The sequence below is a fragment of the Celeribacter sp. genome (assembly GCF_048261515.1).
Classification (GTDB): domain Bacteria; phylum Pseudomonadota; class Alphaproteobacteria; order Rhodobacterales; family Rhodobacteraceae; genus Celeribacter.
The window spans coordinates 22,022-40,305 of record NZ_JBLXFZ010000012.1; the positions used below are offsets into that span (position 1 = coordinate 22,022).

Genomic DNA, 18,284 nt, shown 5'->3' on the forward strand with positions numbered 1-18,284 from the left:
ACGATGGGACAGGGAGCGTTTATCTTCGGCTGTGCGGGCGCGCGGCTTGAGCCGCGTGAAGCGAGGTTCTTTCGTGAGGCCGACCCTTGGGGCTTCATCCTGTTTGCGCGCAATGTCGATACACCTGATCTTCTTTACCGTCTGACCAACGAATTGCGCGAGGCTGTGGGCCGTGAGGCGCCGATCCTCATCGACCAAGAGGGCGGGCGGGTCCAGCGGATGCGCGAGCCTGACTGGCGCGAGTTTCTGCCGCCTATGGAGCAGGTTGATCTGACCCTTGAACGCCACGGCGAGGAGGGGGCCTTGCGCGCGATGTGGCTGCGCGGCCGGTTGATTGCCGAAGACCTGCACGACGTTTGCATCGACGTGAACTGCGCGCCGACACTGGATGTGGCGCGGCCTGATACTCATCCCTTCCTGCGCAACCGTTGTTTCTCCGACAGTCCCGATCTGGTTGCCGCCATGGGGCAGGCGCTTGTCGAGGGCATGGCCGCTGGTGGCGTGGCGGCGGTGATGAAGCACCTGCCTGGGCACGGGCGCGGCACGGTGGACAGCCACTTGGGCCTGCCGCGTGTCACCGCCGATCTGGAAGAATTGCAGACCGACTTCGCCCCCTTCAAGGCGCTCAATGACCTGCCCATGGCGATGAGTGCGCATATCGTGATCGACGCGATTGAGCCTGAAGTGCCTGCCACCCATAGCGAAAAGGCCATCGCGCTTATCCGTGAGGAAATCGGTTTCGGCGGGCTTCTGATGACCGATGATGTCTCTATGGAAGCGCTTTCGGGCACGGTGGTGGAACGCGCGCAGCGGGCCATTGCGGCGGGCTGCGATCTTGCGCTCCATTGCAACGGTGACATGGCCGAGATGGAGGCGCTCGCCGCCCTTGGTGCGCTTGGAGAGGCGGCACAGACCCGCGCCAATGCCGCCGCCGATGCTCGCCCGACCTACGAGCCCATTGACATCCGCGAGATAGACGCCGAATTTCGAAGCCTGACAGGGTGACGGACGGGGCAAAAGGCTTTCATGGCCGATGAGGACGAGTTCACAATCGACACCGGCCTGAGCGTCGAGGAACGGCTTGCGGCCGAGGCCTTGATCGTGGATGTGGACGGTTTCGAGGGGCCGCTTGATCTGCTCCTGCAACTGTCGCGCACGCAGAAGGTGGACCTGCGCCAGATCTCCGTTCTGCAGCTGTCTTTGCAATACCTTGCCTTCATCGAGAAGGCCTCCGAGTTGCGGATCGAACTCGCTGCCGATTACCTCGTGATGGCCGCATGGCTCGCCTTCCTCAAATCGCGTCTGCTCCTGCCGCCCGATCCCGCCGACGAGGGACCGTCGGGCGAGGAACTGGCCGCGCATCTGGCCTTCCAACTGGAACGGCTGGAGGCCATGCGCAAATCGGCCGCGCGGCTGATGGCGCGTGACCAGAAGGGGCGTGATTTCTTTGTGCGCGGCATTCCTGAAACCGTCGAGCGGGTGCGCAATGTAACATATACCGCGACACTCCTTGATCTGATGCAGGGCTATGCGCGCATCCGAACCAAGGACGAATTCCGCCCCTTCGTGATGGATCGCGAGAGCATCCTGACGATGGAGCAGGCATTGGAGCGGATGCGGGGGATGCTAGGGTTCGGCGGCGAATGGGCCGACCTGACGAGCTATCTGCCCGAAGGCTGGCAACTTGACCCCAAACGCCGACGCTCAGCCACCGCCGCAACCTTCGCGGCCTCGCTGGAACTGGCGAAGCTGGGCAAATTGGAACTGAGGCAGGGCGGCACCTTCGCCCCCATCGAAATTCGCGCCAAGGGGCAGACATGACCGAGAGCACCGACGCAGCAAAGATTGACGCACCGCAATCGCAGGAACCCGCCTCCCACGGCGAGGAAAGCCTTTTCGAAGCGCCGCCGCTGGCCGAGCAGGAACGCATGGTGGAGGCCATCCTCTTTGCTTCCGCCGATCCCGTCTCCATCGCGGAGATGAACGGGCGGATGCCGCATGGGTGCGATGCCAAGGTTGCTGTTGAACAACTCCAGAAGCGCTACGAGGGGCGCGGGGTGCGCGTGACGCGAGTGGGGGAGGCCTATGCCATCCGCACCGCACCCGACCTTGGCTTCCTGATGCAGAAGGAAACCGTCGAGACCCGCAAACTCTCGCGCGCTGCGATCGAGACACTGGCCATCATTGCTTACCACCAGCCCTGCACCCGCGCCGAGATCGAGGAAATCCGTGGCGTGTCGGTCTCGCGCGGCACCATCGACCAGCTTCTTGAAATGGAGTGGATCAGGTTCGGGCGTCGTCGGATGTCGCCGGGCCGCCCCGTGACCTACGTGGTGACACCTGGATTCCTCGACCACTTCGGGTTGGAAAGCGCTCGCGATTTGCCGGGGCTTAAGGAGTTGCGTGCTGCAGGTCTTCTCGAAAGCCGTCCTGCGCCCGATCTGGGGGCGGGGAGCGATGAGGATGACGAGGATCAGGACGATCTCTTCGAGGATGAAAGCTGATCATCACGCCTTCCGCGCACGGTATCACGTTTGCGGAGGGCCCTCGCCATGACATCGCCATTTTGATAGGGTGAGATGTAGCCCGCCCCACCGAGGGCATGTGACGCAACGAGCCTGTGAAGGGGACACGCGATGGATATGAACCGACTGATCTCGATGATCTTGCGGCGCGTGATGCGACGTGCGGTGAACAAGGGTATTTCATCGGGGGTGAATGCGATGTCGAAACGCGGCAACGGAGCGGCGCAAAGCGCGAGCAGCGGCGGGGCGCAAAGTCCGCAGGTGGCTAGTGCTGGCGCCGCGAAGAAAGCCCGTCGCGCGGCACGTATGGCGCGACGCATGGGCAAGTTCTAACGCGCCAGTGAGCGCTAACGACTTCAGCGATAGTAGGCTTTGCGCGTTTCGTGCGCTGACCGTGACTGTGCGGGTTTTCGCCCTGTGTTTTCGGCGGATTCCTGCCTTTTGCGGCAGGACGTAACGTTACATTTTCCGCCATCCGAATTTGTTAACCTTTTGTTAACTTCTGTGGCAGATGACTGCGTTCCGTTACGTCAACTGACTCTCTCGCGGGCGTCTTCGCTCTGCGCGTGATGGGGGTGCAGAGAAAAAGGGAGCGCGAAATGGCTCTCACATTATTGCCCAAAGCGTTCCAACGCACACGGAAGGTCGCGCCGACAGGGGCCACGGGTGACTTCACGCCCGTGCTCTATGCCATCGGCATCCGTCGCGTTCTGACAGTCTTTTGCCTGATGTTCACCATCGTCTATTTTGAGACCGCGGTGACGAACAACTGGCTCTATGTCTTTGAAGAATTCCGTAACGCCCCGCACATCCTGTCCGCCATTTCGGCCCTGTTTTACGCCATAGCCTTGTTTGGCGGCGGGGTGTTCAAACGACAAAGCAGGGTGCGGCGCATGTTCTTTTGCTTCGCGCTGGCAGTTCCGCTCCTGCGGATTGCCGAGATGGCATTTTTTCCCTCTGAGCCCCTGTCACGCTTTGCCGAGCAGCTCTTCGGTCTGGAGCAGGCCGATGATGTCTATATGTCGCTCAGCACCTGCCTGTCTTTCGTTTGCCTGTCACTGGGCGCACTTTTGCGTCAACAGTGGTCCTTTGTGGCCTATGTCCTGACGCTCATGGGCACCTTCGTCCCGTCGATTTCCCTGATCGCCTATGTCTACAACACGGGGGCTGCGGGAGGTGTGGCCATTTCGACGGCGGTGGTGATCAACCTGTTGGGCCTGACGCAGCTTTTGGTCTTTGTTCGCGCGCCTTTCCTGAGGCACATTTTCGCTGGGTCAGAATGGGGCAACTTCGTGCGTCGACAACTGGCGTTTGTCTCGGTCGGGGTGCTGATCCTCGGTGCCGTGACACGTATTTTCTTCCCGACCTCGTCCCATGCGCCCGAGGTGCTGACGGCGGGAACAGTCTGGTTCTTCGTGCTGTTCGTGCTGATCACGGGCCCACGCTATGAACGCACCGATCATGCGCGGCGCATGTTGGAACGCGAGTTGGAGCGTCAGGCGCGGATTGATCCGCTGACGGGGCTGCTCAACCGTCGTGCAGTGCGCAGCCTTGTTCAGTCGGATCGGGATCGCTGTGGCGAAGCGCCCGAAGGCGTTGGTATCATTCTCGCCGACATCGATCATTTCAAACGCGTCAATGATACGGCGGGGCATGAGGCGGGCGACGCGGTGCTGTGTAACGTGGCCAAGGTGCTGCGCGCCAATGTGCGAGGGGCCGACATTCTGGCTCGTTGGGGCGGGGAGGAGTTTCTGCTGCTCTTGCCTGGCGCGGATTTGCATCAGACGGTTAAGATTGCCGAGGCGCTACGGACAGCCGTGGAGACTTCCGTGGTCTGGACAGAGGGCGATAAGGTTCATCCGATCACCCTGTCGCTCGGCGTGTCGATGTTCGCCTCAGATGGGGCGCATTCGCTGGAGCAAGCGATCCAGATGGCCGATACTGCGCTCTATGCGGCCAAGGAACACGGGCGCAACCGTGTCGAGGAAAACGCGGATGAGGCGGAGAGGCTGATTGCCCCGCACGACATGACTTCGGCTGCTCGGCCTGTTTGAATGCGGCGCGGATGCGGGGTCAGACGGGCTTGAAGTGCTTCGACAGTTTCAGACCTTGTCCCTGATAATTCGATTTCAGCCCTGCGCCATAGAGGCGTTCAGGCGGATGCTCCATCGTCTCATAGACAAGGCGACCGACGATCTGCCCGTGTTCAAGCACGAAGGGCGCCTCGTGGCAGCGCACTTCCAACACCCCTCGCGAGCCTTCGCCGCCCGCGTTGGCATGGCCGAAACCGGGGTCGAAGAAACCCGCGTAATGCACGCGGAATTCACCGACCATCGCCAGATAGGGGGCCATCTCGGCGGCTGTATCGGGCGGGATATGCACGGCCTCGCGGCTTACAAGGATATAGAAAGCACCCGGATCGAGGATGATGCGGCCGTCTTTTGAATGGATCGGTTCCCAATATTCGGTCGGGTCGTAATGGCCGATCAGGTCGAGGTCGATCACACCTGTGTGGGGTTTGGCGCGAAAGCCCACGAGGTCGCCCGTCTCGGGGCGCAGGTCGACGGAAAAGCCAAGCCCCTGATCAATCACCGCCGTGCCATCGACCAATGGCGTCTTGGCATGAAGCGCCTTGAGGTCGGCATCCGAGAGGACCGCGTGCCCCTTACGGAAACGGATCTGGTTGAGGCGCATTCCTGGACGCACAAGGACGGAGAAGGAGCGGGGGCAGATCTCGGCATAAAGCGGGCCACTGTAGCTCGCGCCAATGCGGTCAAATTCGGTGCCGCCATCGGTGATCGTGCGGGTGAGCAGGTCAAGCCGCCCTGTCGAGCTTTTGGCGTTGGCGACCGCGTGGACGTCGTGGGGGAGGTCGAGCCCCTCCATCAGCGGCACGACATAGACGCAGCCCTTCTCCAGCACGGCCCCGTCGGTGAGGTCGATCTGGTGCATCTCGAATTCCTGCAGCCGCTCGGCAACAGTGCGCCCGTCACCCGCGAGGAAGGAGGCGCGCACGCGCCATGCGCGGGTGCCCAGACGCAGGTCGAGCGAGGCAGGTTGGATTTGCGCATCAGCAACGGCGGGCGTGGCTGAAATCGCCCCGCTTTCAATCATCTCGCGAATTGCACTATCGGCAAGAACACCCATGTCATCCCCCTCCTTGGCGCGCCTCCCGCCCGTGTGGAGATGGAGGCGGGGGTGGTTTTCATCGGGAGTAACGCAAAATCGCCCGCAGGCCTAGAGGCTTACGAGCGATTTTGTGGGGTTTAGTGGTCGGGCTAGCAGGACTTGAACCTGCGACCTTCCGTCCCCCAGACGGACGCGCTACCAGACTGCGCTATAGCCCGACGTGCAGCCCTACATAATGATTTTGATGCGGGGGGCAAGCAGGAAATTTCGGTTTTTTCGCTCTTGCGTTGTTTTGCGGTTTTGCGGCTAGCCGAGGGTGGTGCGCAGGGCTTCGGCGCGGGCAAGCACGGCGGCCAGCGCGGCGGGATCAGCGGCGCGCAGGGCATCGCGGCTGCGCAGGACGGGGGCGCAATCGGGCGGCAATGCATCGTTGCTCGGGTCTTGGTCGTCCGAAGCCTGAATGCTGGGTCCGTCGGCGGGCAGGGGAGGCTCGGTCGGCGCAGCGGCAGGCGGCTCTTCGGATGTGGCTTCGGGTGTGTCGGCGTCTTGAGGAGCCGCCGTATCGCTCGGAGCGCCAAGATCGAGCGGTGCGGGCGTGCCCTCTGCCGTGTCTTTGGTGAGGAGCGATGCGGGCTCTTCGACATGCGTTGGATCGGCGCGACGCAGGATATTGGAAATTGCGGCCAAGGGTTCGGCTGTCTCTGGATCGGCTTGCGTAGAATCAGTCGACACTGGCTCGGCGGCCTCAACTTCCGCGGGCTCGGTCTCGTCGGATTCGGGCGTCGCGGGAGCGGCCTCGCTCGCGACAGGCGCAGCCCTTTTTTCCTCTGCCAGCGGGGCCGCGGCGGGCGTGCGCTCCTGTGGTGCCTCATCGGGCAGGTCAAAGGCGAAGGACGGTTGGTTCCCCATGTCCTCGGTCATGTTGTCACCAGCCTTCGTGTCATCTGTTGCCTGCGCATCACTGGGCTCTTCCGTCGAGGTGTCAGACGTTTCAAGCGGCTCGGATGGCGCTGGCGCGGAGAGAGGTGCGTCTGTCGTGACCTTTGCTGCCTCGTCCTGCGCGACGGCGGGCGTAGGTGTGATGCTTTCGGCGGTACCTTGTGGCGCGGCTTGAGCGGGCGCAGTCTCTTTCGTGTCCGTCGGCGTGCGCGCAAAGGGCAGAACCTTGGGCGCTTCGCTTTGCGGCAGGTCCTGTGCTTGGGGCACATCCTCGGCCATGGGAGCGGGCGGCACGGGAGATTCGGCTGCGCTATCGGTGCCTTCGGGTGTGTAACCGTCGATATCGGGGGACATAGCCGCCACGTATTTGACGCCGTGTTCGCGCAGCAGTTTCTGCACCCCGCGGATGGTCAGGCCATCCTCGTGCAGCAGTTTCTTGATTCCGCCCAAAAGCGCCATGTCGGCAGGGCGATAGTATCGCCGCCCGCCCGCGCGTTTGATCGGTTTGATCTGTGTGAAACGGCTCTCCCAGAACCGCAGGACATGGGCGGGCGTGTCCAGCCAGTCCGCAACCTCGCTAATCGTGCGAAAGGCGTCGGGAGACTTTTGCATGATAATTCAGAGCCTTAGCTTTTGTTGCCAGCGGCAACGCGGTCTTTCATCAAATGCGAAGGACGGAAGGTGAGTACGCGGCGTGCGGGGATCGGGGCCTCGTCGCCTGTCTTGGGGTTGCGGCCCACGCGCGCGGATTTGGAGCGCACAGAGAATGTACCGAACGAAGAGATTTTCACAGTCTCGCCCTGAACGATCGCATCGGAAATATGGGCCAGCACCGATTCGACAAGCTGGGCGGATTCATTTCGGCTCAGACCGACCTCACGAAACACTGCTTCGCTGAGATCCATGCGCGTCAAAGTCTTACTCATTGCGTCCCCCTGTTAGGTTTGTGGTGAGAGTGGCAGGTCGGGCGGCAGGCGTCAATATCAATGACTTGTGCGGCATTGTTCTTGCCGATTTCCGCGACGGAAGCGCGTCACGGATTGCTTGAGAGGAGGGATGTGGCGCCGTGCCTGCGTCAGACGCGTAGCACGACCGCGCCCCATGCCAGACCGCCACCAATGGCTTCGGCGACGCAGATATCGCCCTTTTTGATCTGTCCGCGCTCCTTGCCCACAGAGAAGGCCAGCGGGATCGACGCAGCGGAGGTGTTGCCGTGGTCTTGAACGGTCACAACGACCTTATCCATCGACAGGCCGAGCTTTTTCGCCGTGCCCTCGATGATGCGGATATTGGCCTGATGCGGCACGATCCAGTCGATCTGCTCGGGGTCCACGCCCGCCTTCTCCAGAGCGGCGGTGGCGGTGGAGGCGAGTTTGGAGACGGCCTGTCGGAAGAGGGGATTGCCCTGCATCCGCAGTTTCCCTGCCGTTCCCGTGGTGGAGACCCCGCCATCGACGTAGAGCATGTCGCGGTAGGTGCCGTCGGAGTTGAGATCGGAGGAGAGGATGCCGCGATCGTCGGCGGTCCCTGCGCCTTCTTGCGCTTCGAGCAAGAGCGCACCCGCGCCATCGCCGAAGAGCACACAGGTGGAGCGGTCGGTCCAGTCCATGATGCGCGAGAAAGTCTCGGCCCCGATCACCAACACCCGATTTGCCTGACCCGATACGATCAGCGCATTGGCGTTGGACAGCGCATAGATGAAGCCCGCGCAGACTGCCTGCACATCAAAGGCAAAGCCCGTGCGCATACCCAATTCGCTTTGGATCATGGTGGCGACGGAGGGAAAGGTGAGGTCTGGCGTCGAGGTGGCTACGATCACCGCATCCACATCAGAGGCTTCAATGCCTGCGTCCGCGAGCGCATTTTTCGCCGCTGCCGTGCCCATCATCGAGGTGGTTTCCCCCACGGCGGCAAAATGGCGGCGTTCGATACCGCTGCGGGTGCGAATCCACTCGTCCGATGTGTCGAGGGTTTTCTCGAACTCGGCGTTTTCTACGACGCGCTCGGGTAGGTAATGGCCGACGCCTGCGATGACTGCCCGAACGGTCATGGATTCCACCAACTTTCGCTCTTGTTATTCTGGTTTGTCAGTTTGCGCTGACGCAGCGGCAGATGCAACCCGCGCAGCCAGTCGTTCGGTAAAGCCGCTGGCGGCCAGTTCATAAGCCAGTTTGACCGCGGCAGAGACGCCTGTTGCATCCGCTGAGCCGTGGGATTTCACCACCGTGCCACGCAGGCCGAGGAAGACACCGCCGTTAACGCGGCGGGGGTCGATTCGTTTTTGGAGACGGCGCAGGGAGGTCAGAGCGAGCAGGGCGGCAATACGCGACAGCGGCGTGGCCTTGAAGGCTTCCTTGAGCGAGTCGCCCACGAATTTCGCCGTGCCTTCGCCCGTCTTGAGCGCGACATTGCCGGTAAAGCCGTCGGTGACGATCACATCCACCTTGTCGCCAGGAATATCGCCACCCTCGACAAAGCCGACATAGCTGTAGTTGCCGAGTTGCTGGGTCTTTTCGATGAGGTCGGAGGCCACCTTGAGTTCGGCGCGGCCCTTGTGCTCCTCGGTGCCCACGTTGAGCAGGCCCACGCGCGGCTCGGACAGGCCGAGACCGTTGCGCGCATAGGAGGCACCCATCATCGCGTATTGCAGCAGGTCTTGCTGGTCGGCACGGATGTCGGCGCCCACGTCGAGCATGACGTTGAAGCCACCCGCATTGCGCGAGGGCCACAGGCAGGCAATGGCGGGGCGGTTGACGCCTTCGAGCTTGCGCAGGCGGATCATCGAGGTCGCCATGAGCGCCCCCGTGTTGCCGCATGACACCACGGCCTGTGCTTCGCCATCGCGCACTGCATCAATGGCCGAACGCATGGATGTATCCGCGCGGCGCATGGCTTGCGACGGTTTTTCGTCCATGGTTACAACACCTTGCGCGTCGCGTATCTCGACACGCCCGCGCAGGTGTTTGCGCTTGGCGACAAGTTTTTCGAGCGTGGCAGCATTGCCGTGCAGGATGAAATCCAGCGCGGGATTCTTGGCCGCAGAACGCGAAATACCGGCGACAATTGCCGCCGGTCCGCGATCCCCGCCCATTGCATCAATGGACAGGGTGACCTTGGTGCCTGAGCGAACCGCAAGACGGCCTTTAACCTCAGTGCCGTCACCTGCCGCGACCGGAGTCGGGGTAGGGGATTGGGCAGTTTCGGTCTCGGGCGTGGTCGTCGGGCTCATAGGGGCACCGTATCAGGGGTGCTTATGCCGCGTCTTCGTCGAGGTCGATCTCGTCGGCCTGCGCGATAACCTCACGGTCATCGTAGGTGCCACAAGCGGCACAAACGTGGTGCGGACGCTTGAGTTCACCGCAGCTAGGGCATTCGGCGGGGTTGCCGGCCACCAGCGCATCGTGTGCGCGACGCATGTTCCGCTTGGAGCGGGTAATCTTATTCTGAGGGACAGCCATGTCTCAACCTCGGTATTTAGGGGGCAAAACGGCCCCGATGGGCGGGGCATCTGCCCCCGGTATTCTCGACAAATGCGGGCGCTGCGGGTGCGGCGCCACATGCGTTTGGCGAAGGGTGTAAACGAGGGCGGGAACATACTCGGAATCGCACATCATGCAACCCTTTTGTTTCCCGCTTTTTCGCGCAGGCCCAGACGGACCCGCTTGCGCCCTCCTTAGTCGGTTCCGCCGAGCTTGTCACGTAGAGCTTTGAGCCCCGCGAAAGGTTTTACATCCTCGTCGCTCATCGGATCCTTTCCTGGCTCGGTAACGCGCAATTCGCCCAGCTCGGCCCCTTCGGCGCGCGGATAGGCAGGTACGGCAAGCGCGAGCGCCTCTATGGCCACGGCAGACAGTGACAGCGTGGCGGGCAGGGGCTCGACCGTGTCGTCCTCGGGCATTTCCACCTCTTCTTCCGCAGTTGCTTCGGCGGGATCGGTGAAATCGGCCAGATAAGTGCGCCCCACGGGGCTGTCGATCCGCGTGGTGACGGGATCGAGCGTGACGACACAGGGCTGGACCACTGTTGCGCCCAACATGCCTTCAAGACGCCAGTCACGCTTCCCTGCGGCGACCAATGTGCCCTCGAAACGCAGCTTTTTCACGCTGGAGAGTTCCAGCTCGTCAGCAATCGCCGCCATGGCCTGCGCATCCGCCTCAATGGAAAAGGCGTGGGTGCGTGCGGGTGACAGATCGCCAAGGCGCAGGGTTGCGCCCCATTTGTTCAGACCTTCGGCGGACATGTGCGTTCTCCTTGATCGCAGCGCAGTGTTTGATGTAGGTGGAAGTAGAAGCCACGCGGCCCCGATGCAAGAGGGAGCAGGCAATGGCGTGTCGGGCGGGAATCGTCCGCTGCGCGCCCGACAGAGAATGAGGACGATTGAGCAGATGCAAATCCGAACCGTGCCCAGTACCGCACCGCGCGCCCTACGTGTCGCCTTGGCCTTGATTGCGGGGATCGTTCTGAGCGCCTGTGTCTCACAGGCACGTTACCACGGCTATGTGCCCAGTGATGAGACACTGGCCGAGATCACGGTCGGCGAGGACACGCGCGAGAGCGTGGCCGAAATCGCAGGGCGTCCAGGCACCGAGGGTCTTCTGGCCTCGTCGGGCTGGTATTACGTGCGCTCCGAGTTCCGCCATCTTGGTGCCTTCGCCCCCAAGGAAGTGGATCGTCAGGTCGTTGCTATCAGCTTTGACGATGCGGGCGTTGTCTCGAATGTCGAGCGTTTCGGACTTGAGGGCGGAAATGTCGTCGCGCTGTCGCGGCGCGTGACCACGTCGAACACGCGCGGGATCACCTTCCTGCAACAGCTCTTTGGCAACCTTGGCCGCCTCGATACGGCGACCCTGCTGCAATAGGATGAGCCTTCACGGACAAGAAAAGGGCGCGGGACCGATGGTCGCCGCGCCTTTTTCATGCGTGTCTCTCGCAAATGTCGCCTGCGTTATCCGTCGCTTTCCGTGGCACCCTCTGCGGGGGTGAAGCGCAGCGAGACCCCGTTGATGCAGTAGCGCATCCCCGTTTTGTCCTGCGGTCCGTCGGGAAAGACGTGGCCCAGATGCGCGCCGCAATTGTCGCAATGCACCTCCGTGCGCACCATGCCAAAGGAAGTGTCGTGGCTTTCGCCCACGGGCGCGCCCTCCTTGGTGGCGTAAAAGGCGGGCCAGCCGCAGTGGGATTCGTATTTCTCTTCCTGCGTGAACAGTTCCTCTCCGCAACAGGCGCAGGTGAAAACGCCTGCCACGGCGGGAAATCCAGGGTGTGAGTAGGCGCGTTCTGTGCCGTGCTGGCGGGTGACGCGGTAGGTTTCGGGGTCGAGAATCTCGCGCCATTCCTCCTCGCTGCGATCGGCGGCGGCGCTGCGTTTGCTGTCATCTTGTGTCATGGCGGTCCTCTGGTTTGTGGCGGATGTGCGCCAATCGGGGGGGCTGTCTGTTCAATCTATGCGGTGCGCGACTTTCGGCAAGGGGCGGGTCACATGACCGTCACATCTTGCGTGCAGTCTGGCGCAGGCACATATTGAAGTCAGCCACGTAAGGAGGCACCCGCGATGTTCGCACTGCGCAAGGGGCGGTATATTGTTCGACTGGCCGAAAGGGCCGCGGATGTGGAAGCCGCGCAACGGCTCCGCTATCTCGCCTTTATTTCCAACCGCGCCGATGGGGCGGTTGCGGAGGGGGATGGCGCGGATGCCGATGCCTTTGACGCCTGTTGTCACCACGTTCTGATCGAAGAGCGTGCGACGGGACGGCTTGTTTGCACCTTTCGTATGATGGATCTCGATAATGGTGCCGCGATTTCTCAAAGCTACTCGGCGCAATACTACGGGCTGGAGGCGTTGGAGAGCTATGAGGGGCGCATGTTGGAGATGGGGCGATTCTGTATCCATCCCGAATGCCACGACCCTGATGTGCTGCGCGTCGCGTGGGGGGCGCTCACGCAATATGTTGATACACGCGGGATCGACCTGCTGTTCGGGTGTTCGTCCTTCATGGGGACTGATTGGGCCGTCCATGCCGATGCTTTGGCCATGCTCAAGCATCGCCACCTCGGGCCTAAACGCCTGCTGCCGCGGGTGAAAGCGCCAAATGTGTTTAAATTCGCCGCCCGCTTGCGGCGTAAACCCGATGCCAAACGCGCCATGCGCGCCATGCCGCCCTTGCTCAAGACCTACCTGATGATGGGCGGTTGGGTGTCTGATCACGCGGTGGTGGATCGTGCGCTTGGCACGATGCATGTCTTCACAGGTGTCGAGATTGCCGCGATTCCGCCTGCGCGCAAGCGGCTTTTGCGTGCCGTGGCAGGGTAGGGCGCGCGCTTCCCGTTGACCTTCGCGCCGTGCCGAAGTAGCGGTTGCGCATGGCACGCGCACCCTTACTCCAGCTTTCGAATATCTCGCTGACTTTCGGCGGTGATCCCCTTTTTGCCGATCTTGATCTGGTGGTCCAAGAGGGCGACCGCGTTGCCCTCGTTGGGCGCAACGGGTCGGGGAAGTCCACCTTGATGAAGGTGATGGCTGGACTTGTGGAGGCCGATACGGGCTCCCGTGTGCTCGGCCCCGCGACATCCGTGGGCTACATGGAGCAAGATCCCGACATGAGCGGTTTCTCCACTTTGGGCGAATTTGCCTCAAGCGGTCTTGATCCATCCGAGAGCTACAAGGTCGATATGGTAGCCGAAGGATTGAAGTTCGACCCTGAAGGCCTGATCGAAACCGCATCGGGCGGGGAGCGGCGGCGTGCGGCTCTGGCTAAACTTCTGGCCGAAGCGCCCGAATTGATGCTGCTCGACGAGCCGACCAACCACCTTGATATCGAGGCGATTGCGTGGCTGGAAAACGAACTCAAGACCACCAAAACCGCCTATGTCATCATCTCCCACGACCGCGCCTTCCTCAACGCGCTGACACGGGCGACGCTCTGGGTCGATCGCGGGATGGTGCGGCGTCAGGAGCAGGGGTTCACCGAGTTCGAGGCGTGGCGCGACAAGGTCTGGGACGAAGAGGATCAGGAGCGCCACAAGCTCAACCGCAAGATCAAGGCCGAAGCCCGCTGGGCGGTCGAAGGCATTTCAGCACGCCGCAAGCGCAATCAGGGCCGTGTTCGCGCGCTTCAGGATTTGCGCGCCACCCGCAGCGCCCAAATCTCGCGTCAAGGCACAGCGGCGATGGATCTGGATGTCGGGGAAGCCTCGGGCAAGCGTGTGGTGGAGGCCGAAGGGATCTCCAAATCCTTTGGCGACCGCACCATCCTGCGCGACTTCTCCATCAAGATCGCGCGCGGAGATCGCGTGGCCTTTGTCGGCCCCAATGGGGTGGGTAAGACGACGCTGTTGAAAATGCTCACGGGCGAGTTGGCCCCCGATACGGGCACTGTGAAACTGGGCACGAAGCTGGAGATGGCGGTCTTTGACCAGACCCGCTCGAACCTGCGCGATGACCTGTCCCTGTGGGAAGCGATGACCTCGGAGAAGGGGCTGACGGTCTCTGGTAAGGCCGATCAGATCATGGTGCGCGGCACACCCAAGCACGTCGTGGGCTATCTCAAGGAGTTTCTCTTCACCGATGCGCAGGCGCGTGCTCCCGTAGCGGCCCTGTCGGGTGGAGAAAAAGCGCGCCTGCTTCTGGCGAAGATCATGGCAAAACCGTCTAACCTTCTGGTGCTCGACGAGCCGACCAACGACCTCGACATCGAGACGCTTGATCTGTTGCAGGAATTGCTGACCGATTTCTCGGGCACCGTTCTTCTGGTCTCCCACGACCGTGACTTCATCGACCGTGTGGCCACGCAGACTGTGGCGATGGAGGGCGATGGTGAGGCCACGGTTTACGCGGGCGGTTGGTCGGATTACGTCAACCAGCGCGGCGCAAAAGCGGGCGCGGCGGCAGGGGCGTCCACCAAGGGCGCAAAGCCCAAGGCCAAACCTGCCGAGAAGCCCGCACCCGCGCAGGCGGCGAAAAAGGCAGGCAGCGGGCTGAGCTTCACCGAGAAGCACCGCTTGGCGGAACTGCCCGACGAGATTGCGCGGATCGAGGCGGAGATCGCCAAGCTCGGTGATCTTCTGGCCGATCCCGACCTCTTTACCCGTGAACCTGTGAAATTTGCCAAGGCCACCGAAATGTTGACGCAACGCCAAGAGGCGCTCGCGACAGCAGAAGAGGAATGGCTCACCCTCGAAGAACGTTCCACGGAAGAGTAAACTCGGCAGAAACTGGCCGATTTCACCCTGTCGATAGGCGGAATTTGTCCTGTATTTCCGCGCATTTACCTTCTCACGAAGCCGTGACTGCCGCGAGGGTTTTTTCCTGCCGCAGATGTCCCATATGCCTCATCGAGCAACGCAGAAAAGCGCGCCGTTGCGCGCCAAGTGCATTCGCCAGACTGAGGCAGAAAAGGAGACAACAATGACAACTTTTATCAAATCTTCCGTGGCAGCAACCGCCGTAATGATGGCCGCGAGCCCCCTTTGGGCAGGGTCGCCCGAAGCCGCCATCCCCGAGCCCGTGATCACCACGGCAGCACCCGTCATCGCCACGGGCACCGACTGGACGGGTGGCTATGCCGGTGCAACGCTCGGCTACGGCTGGGGGGCTGATGACGCCGATGGCGTGGACGGCGAAGTCTACGGGATTCACGGCGGCTACAACTACGACTTTGGAGACTATGTGATCGGCGGCGAGGTGGAATATCTCGGCTCGGGCATGTCCGAAGCGGGTGACGAGATCGACGACATGGCGCGTGTGAAACTGCGCGCAGGTTATGACGCGGGCGACATGCTGTTCTACGGTGTCCTCGGCGCGACCTATGCCAATGCCACGATCAGCGGCAATGACTATTCCGACACGGGCGTGAGCTACGGTGTTGGCGTCGACTACGCCATCAACGATGCGTGGACGGCGGGCGTTGAATTGCTGCACACCGACTTCAGTGAGTTCGATGACAGCAGTTCGGATGTCGGCGCAACCACGCTTGGCGCGCGCCTGTCGATGCGCTTCTGATCGCACGTCCAGATCTTCTCTCTCCCTCCCTGCGTTTTTCTCTTCCCGACGCAGGGGCCACTCCCGCCGCGCGCCCCCCTCGCGTGGCGGGTTTTATATGGGCTTGCCGCGGTCTGCGCGCAGGCATAGTCAGGGGGAAACCACGGGAGATATGCCTTGAAACTAACCTTGCTTGCGCTCGCGGGCGTGTTCCTCGCCTTGCAGGCCGCGATCCGTCTTGCGCCAACCGATACCGCGCGCTGGCACGTTGATCCGGTTGTCGCAGGCGATCCGGGGCAGGCGGGCACATTGCAGCGGGTCGAGGTTGATCTCTCACCTGATGAGGTGCTCGCAAAGCTCGCGAATGTCGCCGAGGCCACTGCGCGAACCACCCGCATTGCGGGTAGTGTCGAGGACGGGCGCATCACTTATCGCACGCGGTCGTTTCTCTGGGGGTTTCCCGATTACACGACCATTGCCGCAACCCCGACCGCGACAGGGTCCACTTTGACCATCCTTGCGCGCCTGCGCTTTGGGAAGTCAGACGTGGGCGTCAACGGGCGGCGTGTGGCGGCATGGCTTGACGCGGCGGGTCTGGCCGCAAACCCCACCGATCCGTAACACCGCGCACACGCTCTTGACCCCGTCCGATTTCACGGGCAACACATGGCGCATGATACCACAGGATCGCCTTCACCAGATTATCGAACGTTTCGAGTATGTCGAAGCGGCTATGAACCAGCCAGGCGGCGATATCGTCGCTTTGGGCCGTGAATACTCGGAGTTGAAACCCGTCGTGGACCAGATACGCGCCTATCAGGCGCTGCTTGGCGATCTGGCCGAGGCGGAGGCGATGCTGGACGACCCCGACATGCGCGCCTTGGCCGAGGAAGAGCTGCCCGTCTTGCGTGCGAAGATCCCTGCCGCCGAAGAGGCGCTGCAAATCGCGCTTTTGCCCAAGGACGCCGCCGACAGCGGCTCTGCCATTATCGAGATCCGTCCTGGGACGGGGGGCGACGAGGCGGCGCTTTTCGCGGGCGATCTCTTGCGCATGTATCAACGCTACGCCGAGGCGCGTGGCTGGCGCTGCGAGATCATCGAAATGCAGGAAAGCGAGCTTGGCGGGATCAAGGCCGTGACGGTCAATGTCGCGGGCGAGGGGGTCTTTGCGCGGCTGAAATATGAGAGTGGCGTGCACCGTGTGCAGCGGGTGCCCGAAACCGAGAGCGGTGGACGCATCCACACCTCGGCGGCAACCGTGGCGGTTCTGCCCGAGGCGCGCAACGTCGATATCGAGATTTCCTCCAACGACATCCGCATCGACACCATGCGCGCCAGCGGGTCGGGCGGCCAGCACGTCAACACCACCGACTCGGCTGTGCGGATCACCCACCTGCCCACGGGCATCGTCGTGACAAGCTCCGAGAAGTCCCAGCACCGCAACCGCGAGATCGCGATGGATGTGCTGAAAGCGCGGCTTTACGATCTGGAGCGCCAGCGGCTGCATGACGAACGCTCCGCCGACCGCAAGGCACAGGTCGGATCGGGCGACCGCTCCGAGCGCATTCGTACCTATAACTTCCCGCAGGGGCGTCTGACCGACCACCGCATCAATCTCACGCTCTACAGGCTCGACGCAGTTATGGGCGGCGATCTCGACGAGATCATCGACGCGCTGATTTCCGACCACCAAGCCGCGCAACTGGCGGAGATGGGTGCGGCATGACGCTCCCGCCCGATCAAAAGGGCGCCAAGTTGCCGCCCACGGTCAAAACGGCCCTCGCTCAGGGCGCGAAACGGCTCGCCGAGGCAGGGATCGAGGGCGCGGCGCGCGATGCCCGTATCCTGATGGCCCATACGCTCGATATCGCGCCTGAGCGCCTAACGCTGGTGCTGCCCGACGAAATTGACCCGCCGGCCTTTTTGGCATTCAACGCCTATGTGGACCGCCGTAAACTGCGCGAACCTGTGTCCCATATCATCGGGCGGCGGCACTTCTACGGGCGGGATTTCCGCGTCACCCGCGATGTGCTGGACCCGCGCCCCGAAACCGAAACACTGATCGCGGAGGCCATGAGCCGCCCGTTTTCCTCGGTGCTCGATCTCGGTACGGGGTCAGGGGCCATCGTGCTGACACTTCTCGCCGAGCAACCCTTGGCGAAGGGGGTGGGCACCGATCTGTCGCAGGCCGCGTTGGAGGTGGCTCGTGGCAATGCCGAGGCGCTTGGTCTGTCCTCCAAGGTGCGCTTTGTGCAGGCCGACTGGTTCGAGGGTGTCGAGGGTACATTTGACCTGATTGTTTCCAACCCACCCTATATCGCGGCGCAGGAAATGGCGGGGCTTGCGCCTGAACTTTCCCACGAGCCGCGCATGGCGCTCACCGACGAGGCCGATGGTCTGGAGGCCTATCGTGCGATTGCACGAGGCGCACGGGCGCATCTCGCGCCACGGGGACGGATCGCTTTGGAGATCGGTCCGACACAGGGCGCGGCGGTCTGTGACATGCTGTTGGAGGCGGGCTTCAAAGGCGTGCGGGTGATTGCCGATCTCGACGGCCGCGACCGCGTTGTGCGCGCGCAGGTGCCAAATCCGCATCCGCGCAATCTCGGCCGTTAGGGAAGTGAGGCGCGCGACCCGTCTGACGCCCGTTTGCGCGGGAAAACGGGCCTTTTTCCCTCGTTTTTCGCTCCTTTTAAGGGATTTGGTAAAAAACG

The 18,284-nt window shown here is 62.3% G+C and carries 20 protein-coding genes and 1 tRNA gene; 12 read left to right on the top strand and 9 right to left on the bottom strand.

Features of this window, described 5'->3' with window-relative positions:
* Positions 1 to 3 precede the first annotated feature (3 nt).
* The 5 genes from ACN0SC_RS16090 (at position 4) to ACN0SC_RS16110 (ending at position 4,579) form a co-directional block, all read left to right on the top strand.
* Positions 4 to 1,005, top strand: a complete 1,002-nt coding sequence (locus tag ACN0SC_RS16090) for a glycoside hydrolase family 3 N-terminal domain-containing protein (RefSeq protein WP_417250713.1) — start codon at positions 4 to 6, stop codon at positions 1,003 to 1,005.
* Positions 1,006 to 1,026: 21 nt separating this feature from the next.
* Positions 1,027 to 1,821 carry a segregation and condensation protein A gene (locus tag ACN0SC_RS16095; protein WP_417250714.1) on the top strand — a complete coding sequence of 265 codons (795 nt, stop codon included), beginning with the start codon at positions 1,027 to 1,029 and terminating at the stop codon, positions 1,819 to 1,821.
* The gene (gene scpB, locus ACN0SC_RS16100) at positions 1,818 to 2,504 is read left to right on the top strand and encodes an SMC-Scp complex subunit ScpB (RefSeq protein WP_417250715.1); all 687 of its coding nucleotides are present in this window, start codon (positions 1,818 to 1,820) and stop codon (positions 2,502 to 2,504) included. The genes ACN0SC_RS16095 and scpB overlap by 4 nt, the downstream gene beginning before the upstream one ends.
* 132 nt (positions 2,505 to 2,636) lie before the next feature.
* The gene (locus ACN0SC_RS16105) at positions 2,637 to 2,858 is read left to right on the top strand and encodes a hypothetical protein (protein ID WP_417250716.1); all 222 of its coding nucleotides are present in this window, start codon (positions 2,637 to 2,639) and stop codon (positions 2,856 to 2,858) included.
* Positions 2,859 to 3,124: 266 nt separating this feature from the next.
* Entirely contained in the window at positions 3,125 to 4,579 is a 1,455-nt protein-coding gene (locus ACN0SC_RS16110; RefSeq protein WP_417250717.1) for a GGDEF domain-containing protein, read from the top strand.
* A 19-nt stretch (positions 4,580 to 4,598) separates the two neighbouring features.
* Here ACN0SC_RS16110 and ACN0SC_RS16115 read toward each other — a convergent pair whose 3' ends face one another.
* From ACN0SC_RS16115 to ACN0SC_RS16150, 8 genes are all read right to left on the bottom strand, one after another.
* Positions 4,599 to 5,672, bottom strand: a complete 1,074-nt coding sequence (locus tag ACN0SC_RS16115) for a 2'-deoxycytidine 5'-triphosphate deaminase (RefSeq protein WP_417250718.1) — start codon at positions 5,670 to 5,672, stop codon at positions 4,599 to 4,601.
* A 123-nt stretch (positions 5,673 to 5,795) separates the two neighbouring features.
* Positions 5,796 to 5,872, bottom strand: a tRNA-Pro gene (locus ACN0SC_RS16120).
* 88 nt (positions 5,873 to 5,960) lie between these two features.
* Positions 5,961 to 7,205, bottom strand: a complete 1,245-nt coding sequence (locus ACN0SC_RS16125) for a MerR family transcriptional regulator (protein WP_417250719.1) — start codon at positions 7,203 to 7,205, stop codon at positions 5,961 to 5,963.
* Between the two features lie 14 nt (positions 7,206 to 7,219).
* Positions 7,220 to 7,519 carry an integration host factor subunit alpha gene (gene ihfA / locus ACN0SC_RS16130; protein ID WP_417250720.1) on the bottom strand — a complete coding sequence of 100 codons (300 nt, stop codon included), beginning with the start codon at positions 7,517 to 7,519 and terminating at the stop codon, positions 7,220 to 7,222.
* 149 nt (positions 7,520 to 7,668) lie between these two features.
* Positions 7,669 to 8,643 carry a beta-ketoacyl-ACP synthase III gene (locus tag ACN0SC_RS16135; RefSeq protein WP_417250721.1) on the bottom strand — a complete coding sequence of 325 codons (975 nt, stop codon included), beginning with the start codon at positions 8,641 to 8,643 and terminating at the stop codon, positions 7,669 to 7,671.
* A gap of 24 nt (positions 8,644 to 8,667) precedes the next feature.
* Positions 8,668 to 9,822, bottom strand: a complete 1,155-nt coding sequence (gene plsX / locus ACN0SC_RS16140; protein ID WP_417250722.1) for a phosphate acyltransferase PlsX — start codon at positions 9,820 to 9,822, stop codon at positions 8,668 to 8,670.
* Between the two features lie 22 nt (positions 9,823 to 9,844).
* Complete coding sequence (gene rpmF / locus ACN0SC_RS16145; protein WP_417250723.1) at positions 9,845 to 10,051, bottom strand: 50S ribosomal protein L32; 207 nt, start codon at positions 10,049 to 10,051, stop codon at positions 9,845 to 9,847.
* Between the two features lie 215 nt (positions 10,052 to 10,266).
* A complete protein-coding gene (locus tag ACN0SC_RS16150) occupies positions 10,267 to 10,833 on the bottom strand; it encodes a YceD family protein (protein WP_417250724.1) in 567 nt (188 codons plus the stop codon).
* A gap of 145 nt (positions 10,834 to 10,978) precedes the next feature.
* Between ACN0SC_RS16150 and ACN0SC_RS16155 the strand changes: the two genes are divergently transcribed.
* Complete coding sequence (locus tag ACN0SC_RS16155) at positions 10,979 to 11,452, top strand: outer membrane protein assembly factor BamE (protein ID WP_417250725.1); 474 nt, start codon at positions 10,979 to 10,981, stop codon at positions 11,450 to 11,452.
* 86 nt (positions 11,453 to 11,538) lie between these two features.
* On the opposite strand, the gene msrB is transcribed toward ACN0SC_RS16155, so the two are convergent.
* Positions 11,539 to 11,979, bottom strand: a complete 441-nt coding sequence (gene msrB / locus ACN0SC_RS16160) for a peptide-methionine (R)-S-oxide reductase MsrB (RefSeq protein ID WP_417250726.1) — start codon at positions 11,977 to 11,979, stop codon at positions 11,539 to 11,541.
* A gap of 165 nt (positions 11,980 to 12,144) precedes the next feature.
* Here msrB and ACN0SC_RS16165 point away from each other — a divergent pair, with 165 nt between their 5' ends.
* The 6 genes from ACN0SC_RS16165 to prmC all read left to right on the top strand — a co-directional run bounded on the left by ACN0SC_RS16165 (position 12,145) and on the right by prmC (position 18,186).
* Complete coding sequence (locus ACN0SC_RS16165) at positions 12,145 to 12,903, top strand: GNAT family N-acetyltransferase (protein WP_417250727.1); 759 nt, start codon at positions 12,145 to 12,147, stop codon at positions 12,901 to 12,903.
* Positions 12,904 to 12,953: 50 nt separating this feature from the next.
* Complete coding sequence (locus ACN0SC_RS16170) at positions 12,954 to 14,792, top strand: ABC-F family ATP-binding cassette domain-containing protein (protein ID WP_417250728.1); 1,839 nt, start codon at positions 12,954 to 12,956, stop codon at positions 14,790 to 14,792.
* 205 nt (positions 14,793 to 14,997) lie between these two features.
* Positions 14,998 to 15,591, top strand: a complete 594-nt coding sequence (locus ACN0SC_RS16175) for an outer membrane protein (protein WP_417250729.1) — start codon at positions 14,998 to 15,000, stop codon at positions 15,589 to 15,591.
* 156 nt (positions 15,592 to 15,747) lie between these two features.
* On the top strand, positions 15,748 to 16,191 hold the full coding sequence (locus ACN0SC_RS16180; RefSeq protein ID WP_417250730.1) for a DUF1499 domain-containing protein: 444 nt from the start codon (positions 15,748 to 15,750) through the stop codon (positions 16,189 to 16,191).
* Between the two features lie 52 nt (positions 16,192 to 16,243).
* Positions 16,244 to 17,296 (top strand): peptide chain release factor 1, encoded by a 1,053-nt coding sequence (prfA, locus tag ACN0SC_RS16185; protein ID WP_417250731.1) that lies wholly within the window; start codon positions 16,244 to 16,246, stop codon positions 17,294 to 17,296.
* Positions 17,293 to 18,186, top strand: coding sequence for a peptide chain release factor N(5)-glutamine methyltransferase (gene prmC, locus ACN0SC_RS16190; RefSeq protein ID WP_417250732.1), 894 nt, complete (start codon positions 17,293 to 17,295; stop codon positions 18,184 to 18,186). Before prfA ends, prmC begins: the two co-directional genes overlap by 4 nt.
* The last annotated feature ends 98 nt before the right edge of the window (positions 18,187 to 18,284 follow it).